The organism is Blastococcus sp. TF02A-35, from assembly GCF_004571075.1.
GTDB lineage: Bacteria > Actinomycetota > Actinomycetes > Mycobacteriales > Geodermatophilaceae > Blastococcus.
Genome location: NZ_SPQP01000022.1, coordinates 1 through 25,417, shown reverse-complemented (window position 1 = coordinate 25,417; position 25,417 = coordinate 1). Strand labels below are relative to the sequence as shown.

The 25,417-nt window shown below is 72.0% G+C and carries 35 protein-coding genes and 1 tRNA gene; 15 read left to right on the top strand and 21 right to left on the bottom strand.

What is annotated here, in order from left to right:
- Positions 1–202: 202 nt before the first annotated feature.
- Positions 203–601 (top strand): hypothetical protein, encoded by a 399-nt coding sequence (locus E4P43_RS11895; RefSeq protein WP_167759164.1) that lies wholly within the window; start codon positions 203–205, stop codon positions 599–601.
- 192 nt (positions 602–793) lie between these two features.
- Here the strand turns inward: E4P43_RS11895 and E4P43_RS11890 are convergent, their stop codons facing one another.
- From E4P43_RS11890 to E4P43_RS11855, 8 genes are all read right to left on the bottom strand, one after another.
- On the bottom strand, positions 794–1,225 hold the full coding sequence (locus tag E4P43_RS11890) for a PIN domain-containing protein (RefSeq protein WP_135145680.1): 432 nt from the start codon (positions 1,223–1,225) through the stop codon (positions 794–796).
- A complete protein-coding gene (locus tag E4P43_RS11885) occupies positions 1,222–2,115 on the bottom strand; it encodes a hypothetical protein (RefSeq protein ID WP_135145678.1) in 894 nt (297 codons plus the stop codon). The genes E4P43_RS11890 and E4P43_RS11885 overlap by 4 nt, the downstream gene beginning before the upstream one ends.
- A 227-nt stretch (positions 2,116–2,342) precedes the next feature.
- Positions 2,343–2,816: a hypothetical protein gene (locus E4P43_RS11880; protein ID WP_135145676.1), complete on the bottom strand. Its 474-nt coding sequence runs from the start codon at positions 2,814–2,816 to the stop codon at positions 2,343–2,345.
- 88 nt (positions 2,817–2,904) lie between these two features.
- Positions 2,905–6,549, bottom strand: a complete 3,645-nt coding sequence (locus E4P43_RS11875; RefSeq protein ID WP_135145674.1) for a phage tail tape measure protein — start codon at positions 6,547–6,549, stop codon at positions 2,905–2,907.
- 54 nt (positions 6,550–6,603) lie between these two features.
- Positions 6,604–6,783, bottom strand: coding sequence for a hypothetical protein (locus E4P43_RS11870; protein ID WP_135145672.1), 180 nt, complete (start codon positions 6,781–6,783; stop codon positions 6,604–6,606).
- Positions 6,784–6,931: 148 nt separating this feature from the next.
- A complete protein-coding gene (locus E4P43_RS11865; RefSeq protein ID WP_135145671.1) occupies positions 6,932–7,981 on the bottom strand; it encodes a hypothetical protein in 1,050 nt (349 codons plus the stop codon).
- Positions 7,969–8,868: a hypothetical protein gene (locus tag E4P43_RS11860; protein ID WP_135145669.1), complete on the bottom strand. Its 900-nt coding sequence runs from the start codon at positions 8,866–8,868 to the stop codon at positions 7,969–7,971. The genes E4P43_RS11865 and E4P43_RS11860 overlap by 13 nt, the downstream gene beginning before the upstream one ends.
- Positions 8,865–9,224: a helix-turn-helix domain-containing protein gene (locus tag E4P43_RS11855; protein WP_167759163.1), complete on the bottom strand. Its 360-nt coding sequence runs from the start codon at positions 9,222–9,224 to the stop codon at positions 8,865–8,867. The genes E4P43_RS11860 and E4P43_RS11855 overlap by 4 nt, the downstream gene beginning before the upstream one ends.
- A 102-nt stretch (positions 9,225–9,326) precedes the next feature.
- On the opposite strand from E4P43_RS11855, the gene E4P43_RS11850 reads away from it, so the two are divergent.
- Positions 9,327–9,779, top strand: a complete 453-nt coding sequence (locus tag E4P43_RS11850) for a hypothetical protein (protein ID WP_135145667.1) — start codon at positions 9,327–9,329, stop codon at positions 9,777–9,779.
- Position 9,780: 1 nt separating this feature from the next.
- Here the strand turns inward: E4P43_RS11850 and E4P43_RS11845 are convergent, their stop codons facing one another.
- Together E4P43_RS11845 and E4P43_RS19925 are read right to left on the bottom strand one after the other, a co-directional pair.
- Entirely contained in the window at positions 9,781–10,206 is a 426-nt protein-coding gene (locus tag E4P43_RS11845; RefSeq protein WP_135145665.1) for a hypothetical protein, read from the bottom strand.
- Entirely contained in the window at positions 10,203–10,358 is a 156-nt protein-coding gene (locus tag E4P43_RS19925; protein ID WP_167759162.1) for a hypothetical protein, read from the bottom strand. The genes E4P43_RS11845 and E4P43_RS19925 overlap by 4 nt, the downstream gene beginning before the upstream one ends.
- 26 nt (positions 10,359–10,384) lie before the next feature.
- Here E4P43_RS19925 and E4P43_RS11840 point away from each other — a divergent pair, with 26 nt between their 5' ends.
- Both E4P43_RS11840 and E4P43_RS11835 read left to right on the top strand, forming a co-directional pair.
- The gene (locus tag E4P43_RS11840; RefSeq protein ID WP_135145662.1) at positions 10,385–10,747 is read left to right on the top strand and encodes a hypothetical protein; all 363 of its coding nucleotides are present in this window, start codon (positions 10,385–10,387) and stop codon (positions 10,745–10,747) included.
- 30 nt (positions 10,748–10,777) lie between these two features.
- Positions 10,778–11,026, top strand: coding sequence for a hypothetical protein (locus tag E4P43_RS11835; RefSeq protein ID WP_135145661.1), 249 nt, complete (start codon positions 10,778–10,780; stop codon positions 11,024–11,026).
- Positions 11,027–11,115: 89 nt separating this feature from the next.
- Here the strand turns inward: E4P43_RS11835 and E4P43_RS11830 are convergent, their stop codons facing one another.
- From E4P43_RS11830 to E4P43_RS11810, 6 genes are all read right to left on the bottom strand, one after another.
- Complete coding sequence (locus E4P43_RS11830; RefSeq protein ID WP_135145660.1) at positions 11,116–11,415, bottom strand: hypothetical protein; 300 nt, start codon at positions 11,413–11,415, stop codon at positions 11,116–11,118.
- Between the two features lie 552 nt (positions 11,416–11,967).
- The gene (locus E4P43_RS11825; RefSeq protein WP_167759161.1) at positions 11,968–13,125 is read right to left on the bottom strand and encodes an AAA family ATPase; all 1,158 of its coding nucleotides are present in this window, start codon (positions 13,123–13,125) and stop codon (positions 11,968–11,970) included.
- The gene (locus E4P43_RS19920) at positions 13,122–13,370 is read right to left on the bottom strand and encodes a hypothetical protein (RefSeq protein WP_167759160.1); all 249 of its coding nucleotides are present in this window, start codon (positions 13,368–13,370) and stop codon (positions 13,122–13,124) included. The genes E4P43_RS11825 and E4P43_RS19920 overlap by 4 nt, the downstream gene beginning before the upstream one ends.
- Positions 13,367–13,798 carry a hypothetical protein gene (locus E4P43_RS11820; RefSeq protein ID WP_135145656.1) on the bottom strand — a complete coding sequence of 144 codons (432 nt, stop codon included), beginning with the start codon at positions 13,796–13,798 and terminating at the stop codon, positions 13,367–13,369. The genes E4P43_RS19920 and E4P43_RS11820 overlap by 4 nt, the downstream gene beginning before the upstream one ends.
- Before the next feature lie 147 nt (positions 13,799–13,945).
- Positions 13,946–14,248 (bottom strand): helix-turn-helix domain-containing protein, encoded by a 303-nt coding sequence (locus tag E4P43_RS11815; protein ID WP_135145655.1) that lies wholly within the window; start codon positions 14,246–14,248, stop codon positions 13,946–13,948.
- Positions 14,245–14,457 (bottom strand): helix-turn-helix domain-containing protein, encoded by a 213-nt coding sequence (locus E4P43_RS11810; protein WP_209313848.1) that lies wholly within the window; start codon positions 14,455–14,457, stop codon positions 14,245–14,247. Before E4P43_RS11810 ends, E4P43_RS11815 begins: the two co-directional genes overlap by 4 nt.
- Before the next feature lie 114 nt (positions 14,458–14,571).
- On the opposite strand from E4P43_RS11810, the gene E4P43_RS11805 reads away from it, so the two are divergent.
- Genes E4P43_RS11805 through E4P43_RS11795 form a run of 3 tightly spaced genes read left to right on the top strand, consistent with a single transcriptional unit; the run spans position 14,572 to position 16,694 of the window.
- Positions 14,572–15,138, top strand: coding sequence for a helix-turn-helix transcriptional regulator (locus E4P43_RS11805; protein WP_135145653.1), 567 nt, complete (start codon positions 14,572–14,574; stop codon positions 15,136–15,138).
- Positions 15,135–16,337: a tyrosine-type recombinase/integrase gene (locus E4P43_RS11800; protein WP_135145651.1), complete on the top strand. Its 1,203-nt coding sequence runs from the start codon at positions 15,135–15,137 to the stop codon at positions 16,335–16,337. The genes E4P43_RS11805 and E4P43_RS11800 overlap by 4 nt, the downstream gene beginning before the upstream one ends.
- Positions 16,338–16,340: 3 nt before the next feature.
- Positions 16,341–16,694 (top strand): hypothetical protein, encoded by a 354-nt coding sequence (locus E4P43_RS11795; RefSeq protein WP_135145650.1) that lies wholly within the window; start codon positions 16,341–16,343, stop codon positions 16,692–16,694.
- 99 nt (positions 16,695–16,793) lie between these two features.
- Here the strand turns inward: E4P43_RS11795 and E4P43_RS11790 are convergent.
- Positions 16,794–16,878, bottom strand: a tRNA-Leu gene (locus E4P43_RS11790).
- A 67-nt stretch (positions 16,879–16,945) separates the two neighbouring features.
- Positions 16,946–17,977, bottom strand: coding sequence for a GGDEF domain-containing protein (locus tag E4P43_RS11785; RefSeq protein WP_245159097.1), 1,032 nt, complete (start codon positions 17,975–17,977; stop codon positions 16,946–16,948).
- Between the two features lie 88 nt (positions 17,978–18,065).
- On the opposite strand from E4P43_RS11785, the gene E4P43_RS11780 reads away from it, so the two are divergent.
- Positions 18,066–19,391, top strand: a complete 1,326-nt coding sequence (locus E4P43_RS11780) for a M20/M25/M40 family metallo-hydrolase (protein WP_135145648.1) — start codon at positions 18,066–18,068, stop codon at positions 19,389–19,391.
- 12 nt (positions 19,392–19,403) lie between these two features.
- A complete protein-coding gene (locus E4P43_RS11775; RefSeq protein WP_135145647.1) occupies positions 19,404–20,207 on the top strand; it encodes an SDR family NAD(P)-dependent oxidoreductase in 804 nt (267 codons plus the stop codon).
- Positions 20,208–20,222: 15 nt separating this feature from the next.
- Here E4P43_RS11775 and E4P43_RS11770 read toward each other — a convergent pair whose 3' ends face one another.
- Positions 20,223–20,795: a methyltransferase domain-containing protein gene (locus tag E4P43_RS11770; RefSeq protein ID WP_135145645.1), complete on the bottom strand. Its 573-nt coding sequence runs from the start codon at positions 20,793–20,795 to the stop codon at positions 20,223–20,225.
- A 134-nt stretch (positions 20,796–20,929) separates the two neighbouring features.
- Between E4P43_RS11770 and E4P43_RS11765 the strand changes: the two genes are divergently transcribed.
- Both E4P43_RS11765 and E4P43_RS11760 read left to right on the top strand, forming a co-directional pair.
- On the top strand, positions 20,930–21,886 hold the full coding sequence (locus E4P43_RS11765; protein ID WP_135145644.1) for an NADPH:quinone oxidoreductase family protein: 957 nt from the start codon (positions 20,930–20,932) through the stop codon (positions 21,884–21,886).
- Between the two features lie 40 nt (positions 21,887–21,926).
- Positions 21,927–22,745 (top strand): pentapeptide repeat-containing protein, encoded by an 819-nt coding sequence (locus tag E4P43_RS11760; protein WP_135145643.1) that lies wholly within the window; start codon positions 21,927–21,929, stop codon positions 22,743–22,745.
- 12 nt (positions 22,746–22,757) lie between these two features.
- On the opposite strand, the gene E4P43_RS11755 is transcribed toward E4P43_RS11760, so the two are convergent.
- Positions 22,758–22,961: a DUF5703 family protein gene (locus E4P43_RS11755; protein WP_135145642.1), complete on the bottom strand. Its 204-nt coding sequence runs from the start codon at positions 22,959–22,961 to the stop codon at positions 22,758–22,760.
- 136 nt (positions 22,962–23,097) lie between these two features.
- On the opposite strand from E4P43_RS11755, the gene E4P43_RS11750 reads away from it, so the two are divergent.
- The 4 genes from E4P43_RS11750 to E4P43_RS11735 all read left to right on the top strand — a co-directional run bounded on the left by E4P43_RS11750 (position 23,098) and on the right by E4P43_RS11735 (position 25,289).
- Complete coding sequence (locus E4P43_RS11750) at positions 23,098–23,370, top strand: hypothetical protein (RefSeq protein WP_135145640.1); 273 nt, start codon at positions 23,098–23,100, stop codon at positions 23,368–23,370.
- A 67-nt stretch (positions 23,371–23,437) separates the two neighbouring features.
- Positions 23,438–23,737, top strand: coding sequence for a hypothetical protein (locus E4P43_RS11745; RefSeq protein ID WP_135145639.1), 300 nt, complete (start codon positions 23,438–23,440; stop codon positions 23,735–23,737).
- A 72-nt stretch (positions 23,738–23,809) separates the two neighbouring features.
- Complete coding sequence (locus E4P43_RS11740; RefSeq protein ID WP_135145638.1) at positions 23,810–24,598, top strand: DUF2470 domain-containing protein; 789 nt, start codon at positions 23,810–23,812, stop codon at positions 24,596–24,598.
- Positions 24,599–24,647: 49 nt separating this feature from the next.
- Complete coding sequence (locus E4P43_RS11735; protein ID WP_135145636.1) at positions 24,648–25,289, top strand: maleylpyruvate isomerase family mycothiol-dependent enzyme; 642 nt, start codon at positions 24,648–24,650, stop codon at positions 25,287–25,289.
- Here the strand turns inward: E4P43_RS11735 and E4P43_RS11730 are convergent.
- Positions 25,286–25,417, bottom strand: a 132-nt coding sequence (locus E4P43_RS11730) for an integrase core domain-containing protein (RefSeq protein ID WP_167759159.1), incomplete at its 5' end; no start/stop codon positions are given. The two genes, E4P43_RS11735 and E4P43_RS11730, sit on opposite strands and share 4 nt — an antisense overlap.

Genomic DNA, 25,417 nt, shown 5'->3' with positions numbered 1-25,417 from the left:
GCCCCGTCCACCCGCCCGCCGATCCGCAGCGTCGTCGTTGTGATCGCCCTGATCGCCCGCATCTGGGAGGTGATCCACCCATACGTGGCTGAATCGAGCTAACCGAGGTGGTCCCGCCCCGACATGCCCCGGGGCGGGACCACCTCGTGTTCTGTCGTCCGGAACCGATACGGTCTCGTCCACCAATCAGAACGGGGCGGTCATGCGCAGAATCTTGGCCCTTGGGGCCATCCTCGGACTCGTGGCCGCATGCGGAGGTGAGGCGGACGAGGAGGCGGTGCAGACCGCCCCCGCCGCAGAGCCGGCAGAGCCAACCGAGCCCTACGACGTCTATCTCGAGGAGATGGACTCCGCCGGCCTGACGCCGGAGGTAAAGCCTGACGAGGCGGTCAGCGTCGCCGGAAACACATGCGACAACACCCTCCCGGAGATGCGCGAGTTCCTGACCACCATGCAGACCCTGTACACCGGCACGGAGTACGACCACTTTCTGGAGGGGCGGGCCTACTTCATCGACGCCTACTGCCCGAACATCCGGGTGGTCTACGACGCCGCCACCGAGGCCGTGGCTGGCGTCATTGTCCCACCGGCCGGGTCCTGAACCGTGGGGTGACGGTCCCCGCCGCCCGGCCTGGGCGTGCGGGGACCGAAGCGGTGGCGCTGCGGCCGGCGGGTGCCAGACCGTGTGGGCGGGGTGCCGTAGCCGCCGGCGGGGTCACCCCGCCGGCGACGTCCAGGGTGGCAGTGCCGACGGCTCCCACCACCGGCCCTGTCGGCGCACTACGGCGGCGGACTAGGCGCCTGATCCGTCGATGAGCTGCACGCCGAGCCCGGCGAAGTGCCTCATGTTGCCCGTGAGGATGGGTGCGTCGTAGTAGACGCCGCACGCGGCGATCCAGCAGTCGTTGGCCTGGCTGGCCTGGGCCAGCGCCAAGCCCTGCTGCTTCGCCTGATGGCGCAGCTGCGCCCAGACCAGGGTCAGCTGATCGTCGAAGGGGAGGATCACGCACTTCTTGATCTGCGCCTCAAGATCCGCCTTGCGACGGTCACCCCAACCCCCGTCCAACGCGCCGAATCGCAGCTCAGCAACCGAGACGAACGCCAGCGCTGGAACTCGACCCCTGAGTACCGGCCCGTAGTTCACCGCTTGCGGTCGCCGAGCGATGAGGAAGGAGAAGGCATCCGTGTCGAGGATGATGTGTGGGGCTGGCACCGGGTCGGTCACTCCGCCCGTGCGGAGAGAGCGGACTGGAAGAAGCTCTCGAAGTCGTCCTCGGGCACGTCTTCCGACAGTCCGAACTCGGCGGCGTCAGAGATGAGTCCGACGCCCTGCTCAGCAGCCAGTTCCTCGAACGTGCGCCGGCTTCCCTCGGGGACCACCTCGAGGTCCACGAGATCGAGTGAGCGCATCGTTCCGCCAATCCCGAACTCGGCAATGCCAGAGGCGATGACCATGCTGTCCATGTCGGCGAGCACCTGCGGCCGCATCGACTCGTCGAAGTTGCAGAGGATACTGGAATCGATCGTATCGATACGACAGCGGAGGGCCGACAGCGCGAAGTCGCCCATCTGCAGCCGACCGACCAGGCTTGCTTGATCGTAGTGGCGGGAGCGCCGCATGACTCGCACAGCCTGACGGAAGGCGCTGTCCACGTGCAGCATGCGGTGCCCGTTGAGGTCGAAGTCCACCGCGGCCACGGCGGCCTCTGCGATACCGCCGGACATGTGCAGAAGGCCATCCAGCACGGGAGCCGTGAACGGCTCCGGAAGTGCCTTTACGTCGCCTGCAACGATCGCACTCGCTCCGGCCTCCAACACCTCGAACGACTGCGCTAAGAGCTCATGGTCGAAAAGCGCCCCTTGCGCACGGTCGACCTCGAGGACTGCCGACCCGACCCTGAAGCCGCGTATCTCGAGACGAACCGCCTCAACGATGTCCGCCGGCCTCCGACCGCCACTTTGCGCGGCCCCCCCGGAGAGGCCTAGCGCGATGCGCTCCAGTGTCGCCTGGAACTCACCGGCGACCCGAGCCAACTCAGATAGGGGTAGCCGACCACCAGTTGTGGCGGGGCCTCTCGCGGTGATCACCAGCGAGAAGTCGCTGTCTGGGTCCACGGCTGCCTCCCCTCGTCTCGACTGGCTTATCGACCACGAGGCGCCCTAGCTCAACCTGAGCCGGGTGCCTGAGAGGTCATTCGCCCAAGGTAGTGCGCAGGTGTGTCGATTCGCCTAGTGATCTTGTGCCGGGTCGCCTGTTCGTGGACGGACCGACCGACTGACTGTTCCCTCGACGGGGCTCCCAGCTAGCCGCCCTGAGCGCCCCCTGAGGGCGCCTCAGGAGGCTATGACGTACCGCTCCGCGCCGACTTCTGTCTCGTACCGCGGCCGGGACCGCGCGACCCCTTCTCTTCGGCGTCGAACACCATGCGCGCGCGGGACTCGTAGAAGGCCAGCCGAGCGGCCTGGTCCGGCTCGGCCGCCCGCTTCAGAGCCACCGCCAACTTGGCCGAGGTGAAGATCCAGTCGGCAAGGGCCACATTCTCGCCGTTCGACGCCAGGCAGCGCTGATGCAGCGTTTCCTGGGCGACGGCGCAGCGGTGCTGCGCCTCCGAGTCCAGGCTCTTGGCGGTCGTGGTTTGCGCTGACTTCAAGGCGCTCCCGAGGGCCATCCACTCGTTGGGGCTCTCGACGTTGATGAGCAGCTGGGCGGCGCCCTCCCCGTCGCCAAGGTCGAAGTGCCGCATGAGCTGGTAGGCACGACGGCTCGCGGCCAGCGTCAGCGCTGCACCCTCCTCGGGCGTGAAGTTCACAGGCATGGCGGCACCGTAGCTACGTTCCCCGACAGAACGGGGGCGAGTAGCTGCAGGTGCTGGTAGTTGGGGCGCTCGCCGACGATCGTGACGGTCACCGCCGGACCCGCTGCCGGTAGTAGTCCTCGAGGCGGCCGTCGACGACGGCCCTGGACTCGATCCGGACGATGTCGGTGATCTCCCGGTCGCCGAGGAACACGCGCGCCTCCACGGTGACGTTGGGCGGGGCCGGTGCTGCTGCCACGACCATCTGCGGGGCCATGCCGTAGCCCGGCATCGCCGCGGCCGGGCGGGCCATCCACTCCTCGAACGCCTGCGTCTGGCGGGGGTCCAGCACCCGCTCCGGGGCGATGGTGGCCTTCGGCAGGTAGCCCTGGCCGACCGCGACACCGCCACGGTCGAACGTGTCGATGTGCACGTGGTCGTAGTGGTTCTGCGTCGGCGACCCGCGGTCGGCCATCCGCTTGAACGGCCCACCGTTGCTGCTGATCGACTGCTGCCAGATCACGTTCTCGGCGCGGAACCGGTTACTGGCCGCACCGAAAGCGAAGTCGTTGGCGATCGCCCAACCCAGCTGCAGGTTCGACGTCATGACGTCGATCGCCTTGCCCATGCCGTGGTCCGACGGCGTGTTGGTGCCCGCGATGTTCCGCTTGGCGAACCCGCCGATGTTGCGGACCCCGTAGACGTCCATCACGTACTGGCGGGCCGCCGCCATGATCGGCAGGAGGCCGTTCGCCGACCCGCCGCCGCTGGGCTCGCCGTACCGCTCGAGCAGAGCCTCCTCGAGCTCGGCCAGCTTCGCCGGACCCATCCCCACGTAGTAGGTGGTGCCACCCTCCACGCGGCCGCCTGCGGCCAACAGTGGCAGCACGTCCTTCTGGGTCAAACGCCCCGCGTTGATGGCCTCGATGAGCTGGCGGTTCTCGTCGGTGACCCGCTTGTTGACGACGAACTCTCCAGCAGACACCCAGGAGGTGGGGGCGCCGGTCTGGCGATCGATCCCGAGAATCGAGTCAGACGTGCCAGTGCCGGGACCCTCGATGATGCCGCCGGCGGCCCTGGCCGAGATGCCCGTGACGTTGCGGACGTTCGGTGCGGTGTAGACGACCCGCCCACCCGCAGTGCGGATCTTGTTCTCGAGCGCGTCGATCTCAGCGTTCGCCTGACTGGCGTCCGCGGTGATCCGGGTGAGGCGCTGGTCGGGGATGCCCAGGATGTCGTCGGCCAGCCGGTTGGCGGCCTGTGACGAGATGCCCATCCTGGCCGCGGTGTCAATGAACGACTGCCTCAGCTGGGCGTCCCGCGCTCGGACCTCGTCCTCAGTAGCGCCCTGCTGCCGCAGGGTGGAGATGAGCTGGTTGCCCTTGTCTCGCACCTCGAGGAGCACGTCACCGGCCTGTCGGCCCGACTCGGAGTAGGCGTTGAGCGTCCCGTCGGCGTTCAGCACCGATCCCGTGAGTCCGTCGACCGCACCGATCGCCTCATCGACGGCCGCGGCAAGCTGGGACTCGGCCTCGAAGGTGGTGACCGTGGCCCCGGTGAGCGCGTCCAGGCCGGCCTTCAGCGCGTCGACAGCCTTCTTCGCCTCGTCCGCTTCAGCGCCGAAGTCGCGGACATGACCGGCCGAGGCCTCCATCGCACCACCGGTCTCGGCGGTAGCGGCGGCGACATCCTCCTGCCCCTGCTTCATGCCGGCCAGGTCGGGAAACAGCTCCTCAAGGGCGCCCCGGTAGCCGTCGACCTTGTCCATCGCCGCGACGAAGGACGGGTCCTCGCTGTTGAAGTCGGCCGCCTCCAGCGCCTTCTGCAGGTACGCGTCAGTAGCCGTGCGCAGCTCGCCGTAGGCAGCCTCATTGCCGAGCAGCGCGTCGGTGACCTTAGGAAGGTCCAGCCCAAGCTCGCGGGACACGGACAGCAGATTGCTGTCACCGATCTTGGTGTCGGCGGCCTCTCGGGCGGCGATCGCCCGGACGTTCTCGTTGAGGGCCCCGTTGGACTCTTCTAGGGCATCCGCCAGACGTTGCTGGTAGCTGGCGGCCTGCTCCGTGGAGACGCTGGACTGGTCCAGCCAGGAGACCAGTGAGCCGAGGCCGAGGGTGGCGCCGGTGATGGCGAGGCCCCAGGGGCCGCCGAACGCGCCGACGAGACCACTCGCGGCTGCGCGCAGCCCGGCGGCGGACCCGACGGCGTTCGACATGCTCGTCGTGAGGTTCTGGATGGCCGTCCCGGTCGCGGACAGGGTGCCCGCGAGGGGGCCGGTGGCCAAGCGGAAGACACCCCAGGCGGCCGCGGCCGCGAGAACCGGGGTGGGGAGGGCGGAGATGCCGCTGACGATGTCTCCGGCGACCGTGACGAGGCCGGTGAGGCCCTGCACCAGCAGCCGAAGCGGACCCTGTGCACCGTCTCCCATCTGGGTGAACACCGCGTCCACCGCGCCGCCGAGCCGCTCGAGGTCGCCGCGCAGGTTGTTCGTCAGGTCGGCGGCCTGCCGCTGCGCGAACCCGGCGTCGTTGGTCTTGTCGATCCACTGCTGCAGCCCGGTCGCGCCCTGCTCGAACAGGATGTTGGAGGCCCGAACGGCGTCGGCGCCGAAGATCGTGGCCATCGCCTGGTCGCGCTGCTGCTGCGTCAGGTGACCCATCCGGGACTGCAGCTGCCCGGCCAGGGTCGTCATGCCGACGAACTTGCCGTTGGCGTCGTACAGGCTGATGCCGAGGTCGGACATGACCCCAGCGGCCTTCTCAGACGGCGCCTGCAGGTGCAGCAGCATCTGCCGGAAGCTGGTGCCGGCGTCGGAGCCGATGAGGCCCTCGGACGCGAACGCGGCCAGCGCGCCGGTGGTCTCCTCGATCGTGAGACCGGTGGCGGAGGCGACCAGCGCCGACTGGTTGAGGGCCATGCCCAGGTCGTGCACGGACCCCTGCGCCTTGCCGGCGCCGGCGGCCAGGAGGTCGGCGACGTGGTTCATCTGGTCGCCGCGCAGGTTGAACACGTTCAGCGCAGTGGCGCCGAGCTCGGCGGCGTCGGCGACCTCCATCTGCCCGGCGGCCGCCAGGTCCAGGGCGCCCTTGAGCCCGCCGTTGATGATGTCGGTGGTCTGGACGCCGGCCTTGGACAGCTCGGTGATGCCCTGTGCGGCCTCGACGGCGCTGTACTGGGTGTCGGCGCCGGCCTGGATGGCGGTTTCGCGGAGTTCGTTGAGGGTGGCGCCGGTGGCCTGGGAGGCTGCTCGCACCTGCGACATGGCGGAGTCGAACTCCATGCCGCGGTACCCGGCGTAGCCCAGGGCCAAGGCGGTGGCGCCCAGCCCGGTGGCGAGGGGGCCGAGGGAGCCGACGAGGAGCCCGTTGGAGCGGGTCAGGGCGAGGTTGGCGGACTCCTGCACGCGGGCGGCGGTGGTCGCCGACTGTGCGGCTGCGGAGTGCGCTCGGGCCTGAGCCTGCGCCGAGGCGGTGGCCGACGTCGACGCCTTGACGTTCGACAGGGCGATCTTGTCGGCTGCGGCGGCCTGCCGTGCGGCGCTGCTCGTCGTCGCGGCCGCGGCGTTGTTCGACGCGGTGGTGACCGCCGTGGTGGCGGCGGCCTGAGCGCGGGCCGAGGTGGTCGCCGACGTGGCGGCCCGCTCGTTCGCCGCAGCCACGTGAGCGCTGAACGCTGTGACGTCCTTCGCGGCCTTCAACAGCTCCGGGGACAGCAGGTTCCTGGCCGTCAGGATGGTCTCGAGAACCCTCGGCATCAGGCCACCCCCTGGCCGGACGACACGCGGCACCGTCGCGGGCGCCGCCCGGGGTTAGTCACCCGTCACCATCCCGGCCGCCGCCGGCGCAGGCCGGCGCAGGAGCACGCTGCGCTCCTCGGTGATGTCGCGGCCGACGACCTCCCAGCCGTCCGCGCCCAGCGCGTTGAGCTGGTCGAGCCACGTGCCCAGCTGCGTCGCGATCAGCAGCGTCCGGTACTCCCAGGTGATCAAGGTGGTCCTCAGCTCCGTGTGAAGTTATGGGGTGCCAGGGCGCAGGTGGCCGCCCCAAGGAGGGCAGGGGCTGTTGGTGGCCACCTTCGGTCCCGACGAGCGCCATGCCCGGCGCGCTGCGGGTGGCGTTGACGCCCCGGCACCCTGGTCATCGGGCGCCCTGTCCGGCCAGGTCCCGAGAGCGCACTTGGCAGCCGCTCTGGCAGGCGATGGCCAGCACGTCGCCGTCCGTGTAGCTCGATGTCTTGCTGGGAGCGCGCTTCGTCACCGGCGCGACATGCCGGCAGGTCGGGCAGCGAACCGCATCGACCCACCAGCGGGCGACGCCGTCGTTCAGCAGACGGCCCGGCCGGTGCTCCTCGGCGAGTACCTGGCCGTTGCAGCGGACCGTCGCCCTGCCGCCGCCAGCCTGCAGCTTCACCCGCTTGCCCCAGGAGCGCCGCCCCTGCTCGTCCGGCAGTGTCACGAAATCGATGCCGTCGGCACTCGTGGACACCTCAAAGGTGACCGAACCGGTGCCGCGATTCACCGAGCAGCTCACCTGGCTCGTGCCGTCGATGTCGTCCCAGCGGGGCACGATGACCGAAGCCGACGGCACCACCGGCGACTCCCTCTCAGCCCGATCGGCGCGGGCCTCCCGCACCTGCCGCTCCAGTTGCTCCGCCTCCGCCAGGAGCGGACCGATGGGCTTCCGCAGCACCTCGCTCTTCGAGAGCGTCCGCTCCACCCGGCCGTAGGTGTTCAGGAGTCGCTGGTGCTCTTCGGGCGTGGGCCAGTCGGGCACGTAGCGCGGCCCGTCAAGCTCCTCGAGCTGCCGCAGCAGCTCGTCGACCTTGACCTGGTGGGCGTCGGCCTCCGCGGTCAGCTTCGCGGCCTGCTGCCGCTTCTCCGCCGCCTGCGCCAGCGCCAGCTCCTCGCGGGCGTCACGCAGCTGCAGCCGGCTCTTCTCCGCCGCAGCACGGGCACCGTCGACCAGGAAGCGCAACTCCATGGCCTTGCCTGCCATCTCGCGGGCAGCGGCGCGCGGATCGTCGGAGTCCACGAGCGACGCGGTGGACGCCTCCAGCTCCTCGAGCTCCGTGGCGGTGCGCTGCGCGTCGTCCTCCCACGTGGCCACCGCACGCTCCAGGCGGGCCACCTCCGACTCCGCGGACTTCCTTGACCGGATCGCTGCCGTCACCGTCTTCACCAGTCCCATCGCGGACGCTCCGACTCGAGCACCTCGAACCGACCACCACGACCGGCCTTCGTCACGAAGTCCACCGAGACGGCGGGAGGGATGAGGCGAGTGATCTTGCGGACGTACTGACCGCCGACCTCGCCCATCTCCACGTCCCCGGAGGCGCGCAGACTCACGCCGATCACGTTGGCCATGGGCGCCAACAGATCCGCGTGCGCCGGCATCAGCTCCGCCTCGGCCACCAAGGCGTTGTCGTCCCAGCGGGCGTCGGTGGTGAGCACCCCCGCGAGGTCGCGGACGGACCCCTCAGGCCGTTCGCGCTGTTCGCTGGGCGTGCTGTGGTCGATCATCATGTGCAAGCCCGCCGGGAAGACCCGCTCGCGGGCAGCGGCCTGGAGCACCTCGGCGCCGTAGTGGCCGCTCGCACCCATTCCAGGCGTCGCGATCGTGACCCTGATCCGCCGACCAGTCAGGGGCCGCGGGGCGACCGCGGTGGCCTCCTGCAGGCGCACCCGCATGCCGGCGTCCAGCAGGGCGCCGGCCAGCGACTCCCGCAGCTGTGTGCCCGATCCGCCGAGGCGCTGCTTCACGGACTCCGCCACGGTGGCCAGCTCGCCGCTGCTGTTCGACCGCAGCCAGTCCCAGCCGTGCGCCTCCGCCAGCCGCAGCACCTTCTGCTCCTCGGCGATCTGCCGGTCGGTCTCCTCGACGGCTGCACGCCGACGCTGGTGCTCCTGCCACTGCGCGTGGCTGTGCATGCTCGACAGCGTGCCGAAGCGGGCCGTGAACTCGGCCTCCGTCAGCTTCCCGGGTGGGCCCGTGCGCCAGCCAGCGGACTCGGACGTCGACGCGGCGGGCTTGCGGCCGAACGCAGACGCGATGGCGGCGTCGATGCCCGCCGTCACGCCGCACCTCGCCGGTGGAGCTCCACGCTCGCCCGGTCGACGAGCCAGGACCACCCGGGCTTGCGGGCCCCGATGGTGCCCTCGTCGCAGAGCTGACGGACCCGCCGGTCGCTCACTCGCAGCATGTCCGCCGCCTCACGCACGCTGATCTCATGCGACAACGGTGCAGCCGGTGCCGAGTCCACCCCTTCCGAGCTGCCGACCTCGGAAGCCCGCCATTCGCGGTACTCCCCGGCGACCTCCTGGAGGTCCCGAAGCGCCTCGGCCACCTGCTCCCGCTCCGTCGGACTCAGCGACGCCAGCGGCCCAGGAAGCCACTGCGCGAAGCCCTGCCGCCCTAGGAACACCGTCACCACCCAAGCCGCCGCCCCCGACACCGGAGCCGGCCGAGGACGACGAGGCGTCCGACCCGACGTGTCCATCAGCGGCCACCGCCAGCGGCTACTAGCGTCGGAGCGGTGACCCGACCGGAGCCGTTGCCCGACACCTGGTACAGCCGTGACCTCCTCGTCCTCCGGGAAGTCGCCCGCGCCTTCGGGGACGACCCGACGACCACCCGCGTGGACGTGCGCGCGGTCGCCACGGCGCTCGACATGGACGAGGCCGCCGTCGCTGCAATCGGTGAAACCCTCATCGATGCGGGCTTCGCCGAAGGCCGCGGCACGGACTGGGGGCTCGCCTTCTTCTCGAAGGTGACTGCCGCGGGGCGCCGCGAGGTGGGCCAGTGGCCTTCACCCGACACCGCCGCAGACCGGCTCATGGCCGCCCTCGAAGCCGCGGTGGCGAACGCCCCCACCGAGGAGGCGAAGAGCCGCGCGAAGCGCATCCTCGAGGGTTTTCGGAGCGCCAGCCGCGACTTCATCGTCGATGTGGCCAGCGGGGTGGTCACCGGGCAGATCAGCGGCGGATAGTTCATCTCGCCTCCCCGTACACGGTCGGCCGGCACCCGGCGCAGCATCGGCCGGTGACCAGCAGCGCGTCGAGCTGGAACATGAACGGCTCCAGCGCGGCTTCCTCGCGGCACACGTCGCACCGGCGCCCATCCAGCGACCGGCGCAGGTCCTTCGCCACCTGGTGAGCGCAGGCACGGCACAGCAGCTGACCCACGTGTGCCGGCACGAACACCACCGCGCCTGCCCCCTCCCGCGGCCCATGCCCGCACCGCATGCGTCGAGCCCTCCGCATCAGATGCAGCACCCAGCCTGACGGGCGCTGTGAGTAGTCCACGCCACGGGCGCCGGCCGTCGCAGCGATCACCTCGCAGGCGTCCTCGAGCGCCGCCGCAGCTTGGTCGGCGCAGAAGATCCGGCGCAGCTCGTCGAGGTCGGCGCCCGTCACCGCCGCATCTCCGGCCCGACGAAAAGCCGCAGGCAGCGCACGACCTGCGCCGGCGCGCTCGTCTCACCGCGGTCGATGCGCGCCAGACGGGCACGGGCCTCGGTCTGCGCCTGCTCCCACCACTCCCGCTGACGCTCGACTGGGCGCTTCATGCCGTCCACCCGGCACACTCGCGGGCGTGGACAGCTATGAGGTGGAGTGTCAGCGCGAGGGCGGCTGGTGGGTGCTGACGATCCCCGTGATCGGCGGGGCTGTTACGCAAGCGGTCAACCTCGAGCAGATCCCCTTCATGGCCGCAGGCGCCATCGAGAGCCTGAGCGGACGCCTGGCCAACACGCTGCGCCTGACCGGCGCCGCAGTGGTCGACGCCTTCCGGGAGCGCCCCCTGTGGCGCGGAGACGAGCTTTCCGCGGCCCTCGTTGAGGGGTTCACGCCCGCCACCACCGACGCCGACCGACAGCTGCTCGCCGACCAGGTGGAGCGCTTCGGCCGATGGACGTGCACCCCGGACGACGACGGAGTCACCTGCACGCGGATGTGAGCCCCGTGCCGAGCCACTACGGTCCGAGGCATGGAGCAGTGGGAGCACCTGTTGGTTCGCGTCGTCCCCCTTCCCGGCGGTGGGGGGCGGCAGTACGTGCTGTCGCCCATGCAGTCCGACCTGCAGGCCAACCTGCACAACGTGGGCCCCGACCACACCGTGGCACTGCTCGACGAGCTCGGAGAGGACGGCTGGGAGCTGCTGTCCGTGGACGTCGCTTCGGACACCTACTGGCTGAAGCGACCGGCGCAGAGCGACGCCGGGTTCACCAGCCTCTGAAGCGGCGCCGACCCAGGGATAGCTGATCCCCTGACGGGCGACTGACCTGCGCTGATCCGCAGTGTGGGCACGAGGTGGGCACACGACGGTCATGCGCCGGCCCCCGCATCGAGCGCCCTGAGCTGAGTGCTCACGACCCGCAGCACCGCAGGGTGCGACGGGTCGTGGCCCAACGCGACCAGCACCGCCTTCATCGCCACCACGAACTCGGCCGCCGTCTGCTCCGACAGCCGCATCCGGCGCTCGTCGACCTTGGCGTCCAACACCGCCTTCGAGAGCCGGGACACCAACTCCATCCACGTGCGCAACGCCTCGAGGTCGTGCGCCCGCAGCTCACCCGACAGCTCCACCCGCTGCTGCAGCGACCGCAGCACCTGGTCGGCGTTCACGGCTGCCGCCGCCAGCGCCTCCCCGGGTCCCGCGGCTTGTAGGTGTCCGCGAACATCGCCTGCGCCTCAGCAGCAGCCAGACGGGCCTCCCGCTGCCGCGCGATCTGACCGGCGGCACCTCCGTGCCACATGCACACGCCACCACCCGGGACGAGTTGCCCACACCGGCGCCTGGTCCGCTTCGACATAGCGGTGCACTGCTCGCTGCGGCCGCTCACCGGTACTGCGCAGGGGTGAGGGGGGACGTCCGATCCCGCCGCTTGAGGCGAGTCTGACCGGCTCTGAGCTGCGCGGACGCGAGCAGTAGCGCGATGGCCGCAGTTCCCGATACCGCCAGCGATACCCCGCACGCTCCAGAGCGGCTCAAGAGGTCGCTCACGCTCAAGAGGTTGGAGCCACGAAGAGACGCCAGTTCGCTCGTCGAGGGTGTCAGCAGAGGGGTGTCAGCAGGGGGTGTCCCGTACAGAGGTGTCAGCTGACGCTGACACCCTCCTGTCAGCGTGGTGTCAGGTGACGTGTCAGCTGACAGTGCTGACAGGTCCGGGGGTGTGGTCATGCTGCGGGGGTCTCCGTTCGGATTCGGTACCAGAGGCGCTCCTTGCCGTGACCGGTGTCGAGGTAGTCGGCGAGGCCGCGGTCGCGGAGCTTGTTGAGCTCGGTGGAGACGGTGGGTCGGCGGAGGCCGTGGCCGTGTGCGGCGCTGATGTGATCCACCAGGGCGCCCCATGGCTGGGGTGTCTCTTGGGCGTCGAGGGCGGCGAGGAGCTTGGCGCCGGCGGGGGAGAGGTCGCTTCCGGCGGCCGTGGGTGTCGACTCGGCTGCGTCCGGTTCATCGACGCGGTACTCGAGGGCGCTGTCGAGGTCGTCGGGGTCGAGGGCGCGGATGGTGCGTCGGACGCGGACGGTCTGGTCGGGGACTTCTCCGCCTTGCACGTCGAGGGAGGTGAGAACGGTGGTGGCCTGGGTGGTCGGGTCGGTGTGGCGCGAGAGGACCTCGGCGGAGATGAGGACGCGGCCCCACTCGGCTGGCCCGGCCCCAGTGATGCGCGCTGCGCCCTTGAGGTCGCGGGAGCGGTTGAAGTGGGTGACGACGACGAGGGAGGCCCCGGCGTGCTCGCAGAGATGCTGGGGCTTCTCCAGCAGCCGGCCCATGGAGTAGAGGTCTTTGCCGTCGGCCCCGCCGGCGGCGAGGTAGAACGGGTCGAGGACGACGAGGACGGGCCTTGTCGCGGCGAGGTGGTCGGCCATGGCGGCGAGGTGCTCGTCGTCGGCGAGGTGCGGGGCCCGGGTGCACACGCTGATGGGCATGTCGTCGCTCGTGATCCCGCGGCCGGTCGCGATGGCGCGGACTCGGCGGACGATGTTGCCGTCGCCGCCCTCGCCCGCGAATACGACGACGTGGCCGCTGGTGTCGATCGGGTGCTGGCCGAGCCAAGGCGTGCCGGAGGCGACGGACACGGCCAGGTCGAGCGCGTTCCATGTCTTCCCGGCCTTGGGCTCGGCGGCGTGCACCCCGTAGGCGCCCGCGGGCCAGATGCCGCGAATGAGCCAGCGCCGCGGGCCGGCAGCGTCGACGTCGGCGGCGAGCTGCCCGAAGGTGCGAAACTGCAGCGCTGGCCCAGCCGGCGAGGCGATGCGTTTCGGCTCGTCCGGTGCCCGATCCGGCGGCGGCACCCACTCGTTGGGGGCGACGAGGCGGGGGACGCTCACCGTTCGACCGTGGTGAGTTCGACGACCCGCTTGTCCCGGTGCTCGAGAAGGGCGAGCAGGTCGCCGACCCGGTCGACGGGCATGGTGAGGCAGCGGCGGAAGGGGCAGATCATGACGGGGACGTCGAGCTCCTCGAGGAGTCGGTGGAGGCCGTAGCCGCGAAGCCATGCCGATCGGGGCCCTACCTCGACGGCGACGGTGGCGCGGGTGACCGGCTCGTCGAAGAGGGCCGGCTGCCATCTCATGCGGCGCTCTCGTCGGGGAGCCGGTGGGCGGCAATGGCCGCGGCTTGGGCGCGTGCCCGGTCGGCGGCGGCCGGCTCCCCGCGGCGCTGCGCCAGCTCGAGCTGGGACGGGCCGGGGCGCGCGTAGCTGGCGCGCTGCTTCCGGGTGAGGGTTGGCGTCCAGCCGTCCAGCTCCTGTTCTTGGCGGTCGCGCTCGCGGGCCTCGTCGAGTTCGAGGCGTAGGCGTAGGGCGATCTCGGTGGGGTCGGTGTACGTCCGCCATGCCGCAGCGGCCTGGACGCAGGCTGCGACGCGGATGGGGGAGTCCTCGGGGAGGGCGCGCCACTCGCGGGAGCCGTAGTCGGGGATCGGCTGCCCGTCGGCCAGGGCGAGCAGTCGGGCTTCCCACGGCAGCAGCTGCGGCAGCGGCAGCGGCGAAGGCCGGGTCACCGGACCACCCGCAGGTGGCGTCGGCGCCGGCGGCCAGTGAGGGCTCCTGCGACGTGCGGCGGCACGATCCCGCGCAGCCCTCGGGCGGCGAGGTGGTCAAGCGCCGCCTGCCACGCCCACAGCTCGTGGTCGTCGAGGACTGGCGGGTCAGCTGGCCAGGTGGATCGGCCTCGCGGCGGTAGCATTGGTGGTGACTCCTGTTGAGTTGTGAGTGTTCGTGGTGGCGAAGGCCGGGCTGGCGGGCCCGGCCTCGTCCATGTCCGGGGCCGCCCCGAGGAGGGCGAGCAGCGGCAGTCGGGGAATGAGCAGCCGGCGACCGACGCGGAGTGACGGGATCTGCCCTTCGTCGCAGGCGCGGGAGACGGTCCGGACGTCGACCTCCAGGATCTGCGCGACCTGCGCCACCGTCAGAGCCGCGGCTTCGCTTCGGCAGGCGGCGGTGAGGTTCATGCGGCGTCGCCAGTCGAGACACGCTGACCCTCGAGCCACGCCATGACGTCGCTCGGCCGGTACCGCACGTGCCGCCCGATCCGCAGGTAGGCCGGGCCGGTGCCGACGTCCCGCCAGTGCCGGACAGTGCCTGCCGGGACCTTCGCCTTCTGTGCGAACTCGGCGGTGCTGAGCAGGTCTTCAAGCTCGGCCATCACCAGATCTCCCATCGCTGATGCGCAGAATCGCCATAGCCCAGTGTGGAGCGTTCAGCGCTTGCCAGCATTGGCACGCGCTGTTACGGTCTAAGCAATATCCATAGCTACGGAGATCAGGAGCGTGCTGTGCCCGATTGGGAAACGCTGGTCGAGCTCCTAGCCGATGTCGGCAAGGAGGGGCACCTGGCTCGCCGGATGGTGGCGGAGCGGACCCGGCGGGGTTGGTCTCAAGCCGAGCTGGCGAGACAGGTGCAGGCCCAGGGGTTCCGCGGACTCGGCCAGCCAGCCATCTCGGCCATCGAGAAGCCCAATGGCCGGAGGGCGATCACCGTGGATGAGGCCCTGGCGCTGTCCCGGGTCTTCGAGATTCCCTTGCCGGAACTCCTGCTGCCCGATGACGTGCTGTTCGACGTGCGGCTGGCTCGTGACATTCGACGCGGTGTGCTGGAGCGCGAGGAGATCGACCGGCAGATGTCGAACTACCTCCAACTCCTGCGCAGCATCGTCGCGGTGACTCGCACGAACGAGCCTCAGCAATGGGAGAAGCGCTTCGAGCAGGAAGTCGCTCGAGCCGATGCTGATCGCCACGCGCTCGCCGAGGACTGGGGGCCGAACCGCGAGGAGGCTGAGGCGCGGGCGCAGTTCTACCGGGACCTGCTCGAAGAACACCGGCGTGAGCAGGGGGAGCAGTGACCAAGCCACGGCGCCGACAGGCCGGCGAAGGCTCCATCAGCGAGTACCAGACGAAGGCCGGCCCCCGGTTCCTCATCAAGTACGGCGTCACGCAGGCGGACGGCTCCCGCAAGCAGGTGCTCCGACGGGGCTTCCTGAGCCGACGGGACGCCGCGGCGGCGCTGCGGGAGGAGATCAGGAAGGCCGAGCGGGGGGAGTGGGTGGAGCCGAGCAAGCAGCGGCTGGACGCCTACCTGGAGGAGTGGGTGGCCGGCCAGCGGCTCAGTCCCGCCACGCTGGCCTCCTACCGCAAAAACATCCGGTTGCACATCGACCCGCACCTCGGGACGACGCCGGTCGCCCGGCTCACCGGTCCGGCGCTGAACGCGTGGATGCGCAAGCTCGAGGCGTCCGGTCGGGCCGACGGTCAAGGCGGGCTCTCCGCCCGCACGGTCCGCTACGTCTTCACGATCCTGCGGTCGGCGCTCGGTGATGCGGTCCGCGAAGGGCGGCTCGCGTTGAATCCGACGGACCGGGCGACCCCACCGAGTGCGTCGGAGGCGCGGCCGCCGGAGATGCAGGCCTGGACCGCGATCGAGCTCGGCCGGTTCCTCGGCTGGGCCGACGCTCGAGACAAGGACCTCGCGATGGGCTGGCGTCTGCTGGCCGCGACCGGGATGCGCCGCGGGGAGGCGCTCGCCCTGCGTTGGCGCGACGTCGACCTCGACGCGGGCAGGGTGCAGGTGCGCCGTTCCGTTGGCGTGGTGAAGACCAAGGGTGGCGGCGAGCAGCTGGTGGAGGGCCCCACCAAGACGGGTCAGTCACGCGTGGTCGACCTGGACGCCGGCACCGTCGCAGCTCTCCGGGCCTACCGCGCCGTCCGCGGCGGCCTAGCGCTCGACCTGGTCCGGGACACAGCCCTTGTGCTGGGGGAGCTCACAGGCGCCCACCGTCACCCTGAGCGGTTCTCCCGACGGTTCGTCGGCCAGGTGGCGCAGGCGCGGAAGGCGATGGGTGCGGACCTCCTGCCGGCCATCCGCCTGCACGACCTCCGGCACACCCACGCGACGCTGCTCCTGGCCGACGGGGTGCCCGTCAAGGTCGTGTCCGAGCGTCTCGGGCACGCCAACGCCACCATCACGCTCACCGTCTACCAGCACGTCCACCCCGGCATGGGCCGCCAGGCCGCCGACCGGTTCGCCATTCTCCTTGGAGGCTGACCCATGACCGACGAGATCCGAGCTGACGTCGTCCAGGTGCTGATCGACTTGGTCATCGCGCCTTCGCCGGACGTGCTGCGGCGCATGCAGCTATTGGATCGCGTCACGGACGCCGAGCAGCGCGCTGCCAACGACCTGATCCTCGCCGCGCTGTTGGCGTCTCAAGACCACCGGGATCGAGGTATGCAGGTCTGGGACATCCTGCTGCGGCGGCAGTGGGATAGCCCGCCGTCGTGGATCCAGCTGTTCGACGAGCTGGAGGAGCGGCATGTCGACCAGCTCCGCGAGCTGTATGACGTGTTGCCTGATGGGGCCCGTCATGAGTTCGACCGCCGCTACGGCCGGCCGGAGCTGTGATGCGAATCCAAGTATCACCGCGGTATCAGCAGGCCTTCGCGGGGCGGAACAGCAAAAAGCCCCAGGTCCCTGACCTGCAGGTTCCTGGGGCTTCGTCTGTGTCCGAGGGGGGACTTGAACCCCCACGCCCGATAAAGGGCACTAGCACCTCAAGCTAGCGCGTCTGCCATTCCGCCACCCGGACGAGTGCGAGCTGAAGACTACCCGACGCCGATCAGGGGATCACGCACCCCCCGCCGTGCCGGGACGGCTCATGCCGGAGCCAGCGACACCCGCCCCCGGCCGGCGCGCTTGGCGTCGTAGAGCGCCGAGTCCGCGGCCGTGTACAGGGACGTCCGGTCCTGCGAGGACCGGGCGGCGTGCGCCACGCCCAGGCTGATCGACAGCGGCACCACCGTGCCGTCGGGGAGCACCAGCGGCTCGGCGCGGACCGCCTCCAGCAGCTCCTCGGCGCGCCGGGCCGCCACCTCGCGGCTGCACCCGGGCATGAGCACGGCAAGCTCGTCGCCCCCCAGCCGGGAGAGGACGGCGTCGGCGGCCCGGACCTTCCCGCGCAGCACCCCGGCAAGGTGGGCGAGGACCTCGTCGCCCACCGGGTGCCCGTGGGTGTCGTTGATCCGCTTGAACGAGTCGACGTCGATGAGCACCAGCGCCGTCCCGCCCGGCCCGGAGAGGGCGAGGGTCCGGCCGAGCGCGTCCTCGAAGCCGCGCCGAGTGGTGAGGCGGGTCAGCGGGTCGACGGTCGCCTGCTCCCGCAGGGCCGCGACGAGGCGGTCCTGCACCCGGTTGGCGCGCACCAGCATGAGCGCCATCACCACGAGGACCGCGCCGAAGAAGACGACGTCCACGGCTGCGGCCTCGGCGGGCAGCATGAGGAAGAGCGTCACGCAGTCACCGGCGATGGCGACCCCGGTGACCAGGGCGATGGCGCCGGCACGCAGGTGCGCCGCCGCCCACAGGACGGGGAAGGCCAGGAACGCCTGGGCGGCCGCGGAGGTGTCCTCGGTCAGCAGGTTCAGGCTGCAGGCCAGGACGACGCCGCCCAGCGCGATGAACACCCCGGCACCCACCCGGTCCAGCCGCTCGGCGGGCACCACCCGGCACAGCACCGAGGCGGCGCCGAGCACCGCGACGCCCACCCAGGACGCGGTCTCGGCGGGCCCGTCCATCGGCTGCAGGAGGGTGAAACCGGCGACGCAGGCCGCGCACACGGCGAGGATCAGCGCGGCGCTGCGCACGGCAGCCTCGGGGTCGCGGGCGCGCATCGCACTGAGGGTCCTCACGGGTTCCTCATCGGCCGCTGACCTGCGGCGGAGCAGTCCCGGTCACCCGAGAGGGGCAGCACCTCGCGGCGTGCGGCACGATCGGCCCATGGTCGACACCCCCGCCCCGCTGGCCGGAGCACAGGCCGAGGTCGCCGAGCTGCTCTCCGAGCTCATCCGGATCGACACCACCAACACCGGCGACACCGCCACGGGAGCGGGGGAGCGGAAGGCCGCCGAGTGGGTCGCGGCCAAGCTCGACGAGGTCGGGATCGACTCGGTCATCCACGAGTCCGAGCGCGGCCGGGCCAGCCTCGTCGCCCGGATCCCCGGCCGCGACCGGTCGAGGCCCGCGCTGCTCGTGCACGGGCACCTCGACGTCGTCCCCGCCGACCCGGCCGAGTGGAGCGTCCACCCGTTCTCCGGCGAGGAGCGCGACGGCTACATCTGGGGCCGCGGCGCGGTCGACATGAAGGACATGGACTGCATGGTCCTGGCGCTGGTCCGCGACTGGGCGCGCACCGGGGTGCAGCCCGACCGCGACATCGTCCTGGCCTTCCTCGCCGACGAGGAGGCCGGCGGCGCGCTCGGCGCGCACTTCATGGTCGACCAGCACCCCGACCTCTTCGAGGGCTGCACCGAGGCGATCAGCGAGGTCGGCGGCTTCAGCATCACCGTCCGTGACGACCTCCGGCTCTACCTCGTGCAGACCGCCGAGAAGGGCATGGGCTGGATGCGGCTGACCGTGGGCGGACGTCCTGGGCACGGCTCCTTCGTGCACGACGACAACGCCGTCACCCGGCTGGCCGAGGCTGTCGCCCGCGTCGGCAACCACCGGTTCCCGCTCACCCTCACGCCGCCGATGCGGGAGTTCATCGCGGCGGTCGAGGACGCCTACGGCATCGAGATCGACGCGGCCGAGCCGGAGGTCGCCCTGGCCCGGCTCGGCAGCCTCAGCCGGATGATCGGCGCCGCGCTGCGCAACACCGCCAACCCGACGATGCTCCAGGCCGGCTACAAGGCCAACGTCGTCCCCGGCACCGCCAGCGCCACCGTCGACGGCCGCTTCCTCTACGGCCAGGAGGAGGAGTTCGAGCGCCAGCTCGACGCGCTCATCGGTGAGGGCGTGACCCGCGAGTGGCTGGTGCACAACCCCGCCGTCGAGACGACGTTCGACGGCCCGCTGGTCGACCAGATGGTCGCCGCGCTCAAGGCCGAGGACGACGGTGCGCGGCCGGTGCCGTTCACCATGAGCGGCGGCACCGACGCCAAGAGCTTCCAGCGCCTCGGCATGCGCTGCTTCGGGTTCTCCCCGCTGCGCCTGCCCGCCGACCTGGACTTCGCCTCGCTGTTCCACGGCATCGACGAGCGCGTCCCGGTGGAGTCGCTGAGGTTCGGCATCCGGGTCCTCGACCGGTTCCTCCGCAGCGCGTGATGTGATGCGGGGGTGACCGACACCACTCCCGCCCCCGGATCCGTCGCCCTGATCACCGGAGGGGCCGGTGGCTTCGGCCGCGCCCTGGCCAGGAAGCTGCGCGAGCGCGAGGTCACCGTCGTCCTCGCCGACCTCGACAGCGAGCGCAACCGCCAGGTCGCCGCCGACCTGGGCTGCGAGTTCGCCGTCCTCGACGTCACCGACCGCGCGGCCAACGAGGCGCTCGTGGCGAGGATCGAGGCCGACCACGGCCGGCTCGACGCGGCGTACCTCAACGCCGGCATCTCCGCCGCGAAGAGCGACGACGTCCTCGACCTCGACGAGTTCATGCGCGTGGTCGACATCGACCTGTTCGGCGTCGTCTACGGCGTCGCCGCCGCCCGGCCGGCGATCAAGCGCGCCGGGGGAGGGGCGATCGTGGTGACGGCGTCGCTCGCCGGCCTCTCGCCGATGGCCACCGACCCCGGGTACAGCGTCGCCAAGGGCGGGGCGATCGCCTTCGTGCGCTCGATGGCGCCCCGGCTGGCCGCCGAGGGGACGACCATCACCGCGATCTGCCCCGGCTTCGCCGACACCGCGATCATCGACCGGATCCGCGACCAGTTCACCGCCGCGGGCTTCCCGGTGCTCACCGCCGAGGAGGTCGCCGACGCGATGGTCATGGCGTGGGGCTCCGGCGAGCCAGGTGCCGCCTACGTGATCCAGCCCGGCGTGGGCACGGTGCCCTACAAGTTCAAGGGCGTGCCCGCGGCGCGCACCGAGGCCGGCGAGACCGCCGTCGTCCCGGAGGCCCTGCGCCCGCCGTCGATGCGCTGACCGACGGCGCGCGCGTCAGTCGACGACCGGTCCCCGGCAGGCGAAGAGGAACGCCGGGGGCACGTTCCACGGCGTGACCCGCCAGTCCACGGTGCGGAAGCGCCTGCGGAAGTCGGCCAGCATCAGCGGCGAGTACTGGATGACGACGACGGTGCCGTCCGGCGCCAGCGCGCCGGGCAGCACGTCGAGGATCCGCTGCCGCAGGCGCTGCTCCAGCGAGGTGTAGGGCAGCGCGGAGACCATGACGTCGGCCTTGGCCCCGCCCAGGTGGGCGTCCAGGTTCTCCGCCGAGTCGCACACGACCTGCACCCGCGGGTCGTCGAAGCGCTCGTCGAGCAGCTTGGCCAGCCGCGGGTCGATCTCGAGGGTCACCAGGCGCGCGCCCGGCTTCATGCGGGCCAGGATCTCCTGCGTCTGCGCGCCGGTGCCGGCGCCCAGCTCGACGACGAGGTCGGCGCCCGGCACGTCGGCCAGGTCGAGCATGTCCCGCACCGCCGTGCGGGAGGTCGGGAGGACGGCACCGACCTGCCGGGGGTTGGCGATGAACGCCCCGAGGAAGCGCAGGCGGTCGGTGAGCTGGTGCAGCATCGGGTCCCTCCCTGGCCGCCGAGGAGGGGGCGACCGAACGCTCCGCACCCTGACACGTCCGGCCCGTCCGGGCGAGCGGACCGTCGTCCGGACCCCGTGACGGCGGTCACGCGCCGTCTGGCAAGGTCAGGGGCATGCGCGCATGGCGGGTCCACGAGCTCGGCGACCCCTCCCAGGTCATGTCCTTCGACGAGGTCGACCAGCCCTCGCCCGGCGAGGGCCAGGTGCTGGTCAAGGTGCGGGCGGCCGCGCTGAACTTCCCCGACGTGCTCATGGCCATGGGCATGTACCAGGAGAAGCCGCCGCTGCCGTACACGCCCGGGGTCGAGCTCTGCGGCGAGATCGTGGAGACCGGGCAGCGCGTGATCGGCTCGCCCGCCGGCGGGCCGGGCGCCTTCGCCGAGTACGCCCTCATGGACGCCGCGGCCGCCTTCCCCGTGCCGGACTCGATGTCCGACGAGAAGGCCGCCTCGCTGTACCTGACCTACCAGACCGGCTACGTCGGGCTCCACCGCCGCGCGCACCTGCAGGCGGGGGAGACCCTCCTCGTGCACGCCGGCGCCGGTGGCGTCGGGACGGCGGCGATCCAGCTGGGCAAGGCCGCCGGCGCCACGGTCATCGCGACCGCCGGCGGCGCGCGCAAGACCGAGGTCTGCAAGCAGCTGGGCGCCGACCACGTCATCGACTACACGACCGAGGACTTCGTCTCGATCGTCAAGGACGTCACCGGCGGTCGCGGTGCCGACGTGGTCTACGACCCGGTCGGCGGCGACGTCTTCGACAAGTCGCGCAAGTGCATCGCCTTCGAGGGCCGGATCGTCGTCGTGGGCTTCACCAGCGGCCGGATCCCCGAGGCCCCGGCCAACCACCTGCTGGTCAAGAACTACAGCGTCGTCGGCCTGCACTGGGGCCTGTACCGCAAGCACGACCCCTCCGTCTTCACCGAGACCCACGAGCAGCTGGTCCGCCTGGTCGAGGAGGGCAAGGTCGACCCGCTGGTCGGCGAGGTGCTCCCGCTGGACCAGGCTCCCCAGGCGCTGCTGAAGCTGGCCAGCCGCGACACCGTCGGCAAGGTCGTCCTCGTCCCCTGAGCGGTCGGGCGGGGACCGGGCGCCTAGCCTGGTCCCCGCCATGCCGTCCCGCCCGCTGCCCGTCGTCGACGACCGGGCGCACCTGCGGGCGGACTGCTCGCGGTGCGCCGGTCTCTGCTGCGTGGCGCCGGCCTTCGCCGCCTCCGCCGACTTCGCGGTCGACAAGCCGGCGGGCACGCCGTGCACCCACCTCGCCGATGACTTCCGCTGCGGCATCCACGCCGAGCTGCGCGAGCGCGGGTTCCCCGGCTGCACGGTCTTCGACTGCTTCGGCGCCGGGCAGCAGATCACCCAGAGCACCTTCGGCGGCCGCAGCTGGGGGGAGTCACCGGAGCTCGCGCGGAGCCAGTTCGCCGTCCTGCCGGTGATGCGCCAGCTGCACGAGATGCTCTGGTACCTCGCCGAGGTGCTCGCGCTGCCGGCCGCGGCCGGCCTGCACGCCGAGGCGCAGGCCCGGCGCACCGAGGTCGAGGACCTCACCCGGCTGGACGCGGCCGCCCTGGCCGGCCTGGACGTCGGCGCGCGCCGGGCTGAGGTCGGGGAGCTCCTGGGCCGCGTGAGCGACGCCGTCCGCGGTGGTCGCGGGCCCGACCGGCGCGGCGCCGACCTCATGGGCAGGGACCTGCGGCGCACCGACGTCCGGGGCGCCAGCCTCCGGGGCGCCTACCTGATCGGCGCCGACCTGCGCGGGTCCGACCTCGGGACGGCGGACCTGCTGGGCGCCGACCTGCGCGCAGCCGACGTGCGCGGCGCGGACCTCGGCCGGTGCCTGTTCCTCACCCAGCCGCAGGTCACGGCCGCACGGGGGGACGCGGCCACCGCTCTTCCGTCTGCGGTGCGCCGACCGCCGCACTGGTAGCGGCGGCCCGGCTCAGACGACGGGCTTGGGCAGGTAGGACAGGCGGGCGCGGCGGCGCAGGATGACCTTGCGCGTGCCGTCCGCGTGCAGCTGCAGGCGGGCCAGCTCCCAGCCCCCGACGTCGGCCTGCAGGCTGAGCATGGTCGCGGCCGCGGACCGGGACGTGCCCGGTGGGATCCGCAGGGGCGCGAACTCGTAGTCCCCGGGCGTGTCCATCCCCGCCGATTGTGCCCGCCGTTCCGCGGCCGGTCACGGGATCGTCGCCTCCCTCACACGATCTCGTGCTGCCGGGTCCCCGGGGGACCGGCACGATGGGGGAGACCTGACCTGCACCCCGAGGGAGGACGACGACGTGACCGAGCCCGGCTTCTCGAGCGACGTGCCCGACGCCGACCGCGCGGAGCAGGAGGCGCTGCTCGACCCGCCCGCGGTCAGCCGGGCCGCCGACGCCGAGGCTCCCGCCGCGGACGCGTCCGAGGCCGACGCCCTGGAGCAGCAGCTGTCCGCCCGCCCCGGTGAGGCGGGTGCGCCGCGCGGCCCGCTGGGCGACCGCGAGGCGAACGAGGCAGACGTCCTGGAGCAGGAAGCGGACGTGCCGGTCGACGAGGACGACGTCCGCGCCTGAGCGCACGTGCGGGTGAATGTCCCGCCCCGACCTGCCGCGACGGTCACTCCGCGTCATCGTGGACCGGGTGGACCCCGTGACGGCGCAGGAGACCCGGAGTGCCCCCGCCGGTGACGTGGACGCCGCCGTCGCCCGCTGGGCCGCCGCCGCAGGGCTCCCCGCGTCGGTCGCCCAGGGGTACGAGTCCCGCACGCCGGCCGCCCTGCGGGTGCTGCGCGGGTTCCTCCTCGGGATGACCGTCGTCCTGCCGCTCCTCGCTCTCGGGTGGGCGGTGGAGCTCGGCGGCGGCCCGGCGGTGGTGCTGGTCTGCGCCCTCCTGGTCCTGGCGCTGCGGGTCGCGCAGCGCCGCAGCGCCCGCTCCGGCTGACCGGGCGGGCGAACCCCCTGGCCCGCCGCCGCTTCGTATGGTTAGGCTGCCCTAACCAGCCGAGGAGGGGCCATGCAGAGCCGACCGAGCCAGCCCGCGCCCGGACGTCGTCCCGAGGACGACGGCCTGCGCCCCGGCCCCGCAGAGCGCGCCCGCACGGTGGCCACCCGCGCCGCGGCGACCGTCTGCGCCAGCGGGCTCCAGGGCAGCCGCCTGCTCGCCCACGCGGTCACCGCGGCCGGCCAGGTGCTGCTCGTCGTACCGCGCGACGGGGAGCTCGCCCACGCCGTCCGCGAGGCACCCGACCAGGACCTCTCCGCGCTGGTCCTGGTCAGCGACCACGCCCCCGTGCCGGTCCGCCGGCCGGTGCGCGCGCAGCTCTGGCTCTCCGGCTGGGTGACGCCGGTCCGCGCCGCGGACGAGCGGGCTGCCACCCTGGCCTTCGCCGAGACCCGTCCCGACGGCGCGCTGCTCGACGTCGGCCGCACCGCACAGCTGCTGCGCCTCGACCTCGCCGAGGTCGTGCTCGGCGAGGGAGGGGCCACCGTCGACGTCAGCCCCGGCGACTTCCTCGCCGCCCGCCCGGACCCGCTGGCCGACCTCGAGGCCGACCACCTGCGCCACCTGGCCCGCGACCACGCCGACGTCCTCGACCTGCTGGCCGGCCGCCTGCCGGTCGGCATGGTGGGACCGACCGACGTCGTACGCCCGCTGGGCCTGGACCGGTTCGGCTTCCGGCTGCGCGTCGAGCGCCCGCTCGGGCACACCGACGTCCGCGTGCCCTTCGCCCGTCCGCTCACCTGCGCGGGCCAGCTCGGCGCCGCCGTCGGGCAGGTGCTCTGCGCGGCACGCCGGGCCTAGCCGCCCCGTCCAGGGCCACGCGCGCCCCTGCCCGTGCCAGGGTGACCGCGTGGACGTGTTCGCCGAGATCGCCGACGAGCGCCGCTCCGTCGCGGCCCTGGTGTCCGGGCTCACCGACGAGCAGCTGGCGACGCAGAGCCTCTGCAGCGCGTGGACGGTGCACGACGTGCTGGCCCACCTCGTCGTCCCCCTGGAGGTGGGCATCCCGCGGTTCGCGCTGGCCATGCTGGTGGAGCGCGGCAACTTCGACCGGGCGAACGTCCGGCTGACCCGCCGGCAGGCCCGCCGGTCCTCCGATGAGCTCGCGGAGGTGCTGCGGAGGAAGGCCGGCTCGCGGTTCACCCCTCCCGGGGCCGGGCCGGAGGCGCCGCTCACCGACCTCCTGGTGCACGGCCTTGACATCCGCTGGCCGCTGGGGCTGCCGCGGGTCGTCCCGGGGGAGCGCCTGCGCACGGCGCTGACCCACCTCACCTCGGGCGCGGCCGGGGGCGTCGTCGCCGCCGGCACGCCGGACGGGCTGCGGTTCGTCGCGGAGGACGTCGGCTGGGCGCACGGCAGCGGCCCGACCGTGAGCGGCCGGGCCGAGGCGGTCCTGCTCGCCGTGTCCGGTCGGGTGGCCGCGCTCGAGCAGCTCGCCGGCGACGGCGTCCCGGTCCTGCGGAGCCGGCTGTCCGGAGCGGCTGAGGCCTAGCTGTACTGACCGGGCACGTTGGTCAAGCGGCTGATGGGTGGGTGGCCGCCGATGCCGGTGTGGGGCCGGTGGTGGTTGTAGCTGTGTAGCCAAGCAGGGAAGGCTGCGCGGCGGTCGGTCTCGCTGGT

What these genes read in the sequence shown, in the direction of transcription:
- E4P43_RS11895 (WP_167759164.1), top strand. Translation starts at nt 203, where the DNA reads ATGCGCAGAATCTTGGCCCTTGGGGCCATCCTCGGACTCGTGGCCGCA.
- E4P43_RS11880 (WP_135145676.1), bottom strand. Translation starts at nt 2,816, where the DNA reads ATGCCTGTGAACTTCACGCCCGAGGAGGGTGCAGCGCTGACGCTGGCC.
- E4P43_RS11875 (WP_135145674.1), bottom strand. Translation starts at nt 6,549, where the DNA reads ATGCCGAGGGTTCTCGAGACCATCCTGACGGCCAGGAACCTGCTGTCC.
- E4P43_RS11865 (WP_135145671.1), bottom strand. Translation starts at nt 7,981, where the DNA reads ATGGGACTGGTGAAGACGGTGACGGCAGCGATCCGGTCAAGGAAGTCC.
- E4P43_RS19925 (WP_167759162.1), bottom strand. Translation starts at nt 10,358, where the DNA reads ATGAAGCGCCCAGTCGAGCGTCAGCGGGAGTGGTGGGAGCAGGCGCAG.
- E4P43_RS11835 (WP_135145661.1), top strand. Translation starts at nt 10,778, where the DNA reads ATGGAGCAGTGGGAGCACCTGTTGGTTCGCGTCGTCCCCCTTCCCGGC.
- E4P43_RS19920 (WP_167759160.1), bottom strand. Translation starts at nt 13,370, where the DNA reads ATGAGATGGCAGCCGGCCCTCTTCGACGAGCCGGTCACCCGCGCCACC.
- E4P43_RS11815 (WP_135145655.1), bottom strand. Translation starts at nt 14,248, where the DNA reads ATGAACCTCACCGCCGCCTGCCGAAGCGAAGCCGCGGCTCTGACGGTG.
- E4P43_RS11810 (WP_209313848.1), bottom strand. Translation starts at nt 14,457, where the DNA reads ATGGGAGATCTGGTGATGGCCGAGCTTGAAGACCTGCTCAGCACCGCC.
- E4P43_RS11795 (WP_135145650.1), top strand. Translation starts at nt 16,341, where the DNA reads ATGACCGACGAGATCCGAGCTGACGTCGTCCAGGTGCTGATCGACTTG.
- E4P43_RS11780 (WP_135145648.1), top strand. Translation starts at nt 18,066, where the DNA reads ATGGTCGACACCCCCGCCCCGCTGGCCGGAGCACAGGCCGAGGTCGCC.
- E4P43_RS11770 (WP_135145645.1), bottom strand. Translation starts at nt 20,795, where the DNA reads ATGCTGCACCAGCTCACCGACCGCCTGCGCTTCCTCGGGGCGTTCATC.
- E4P43_RS11765 (WP_135145644.1), top strand. Translation starts at nt 20,930, where the DNA reads ATGCGCGCATGGCGGGTCCACGAGCTCGGCGACCCCTCCCAGGTCATG.
- E4P43_RS11760 (WP_135145643.1), top strand. Translation starts at nt 21,927, where the DNA reads ATGCCGTCCCGCCCGCTGCCCGTCGTCGACGACCGGGCGCACCTGCGG.
- E4P43_RS11755 (WP_135145642.1), bottom strand. Translation starts at nt 22,961, where the DNA reads ATGGACACGCCCGGGGACTACGAGTTCGCGCCCCTGCGGATCCCACCG.
- E4P43_RS11740 (WP_135145638.1), top strand. Translation starts at nt 23,810, where the DNA reads ATGCAGAGCCGACCGAGCCAGCCCGCGCCCGGACGTCGTCCCGAGGAC.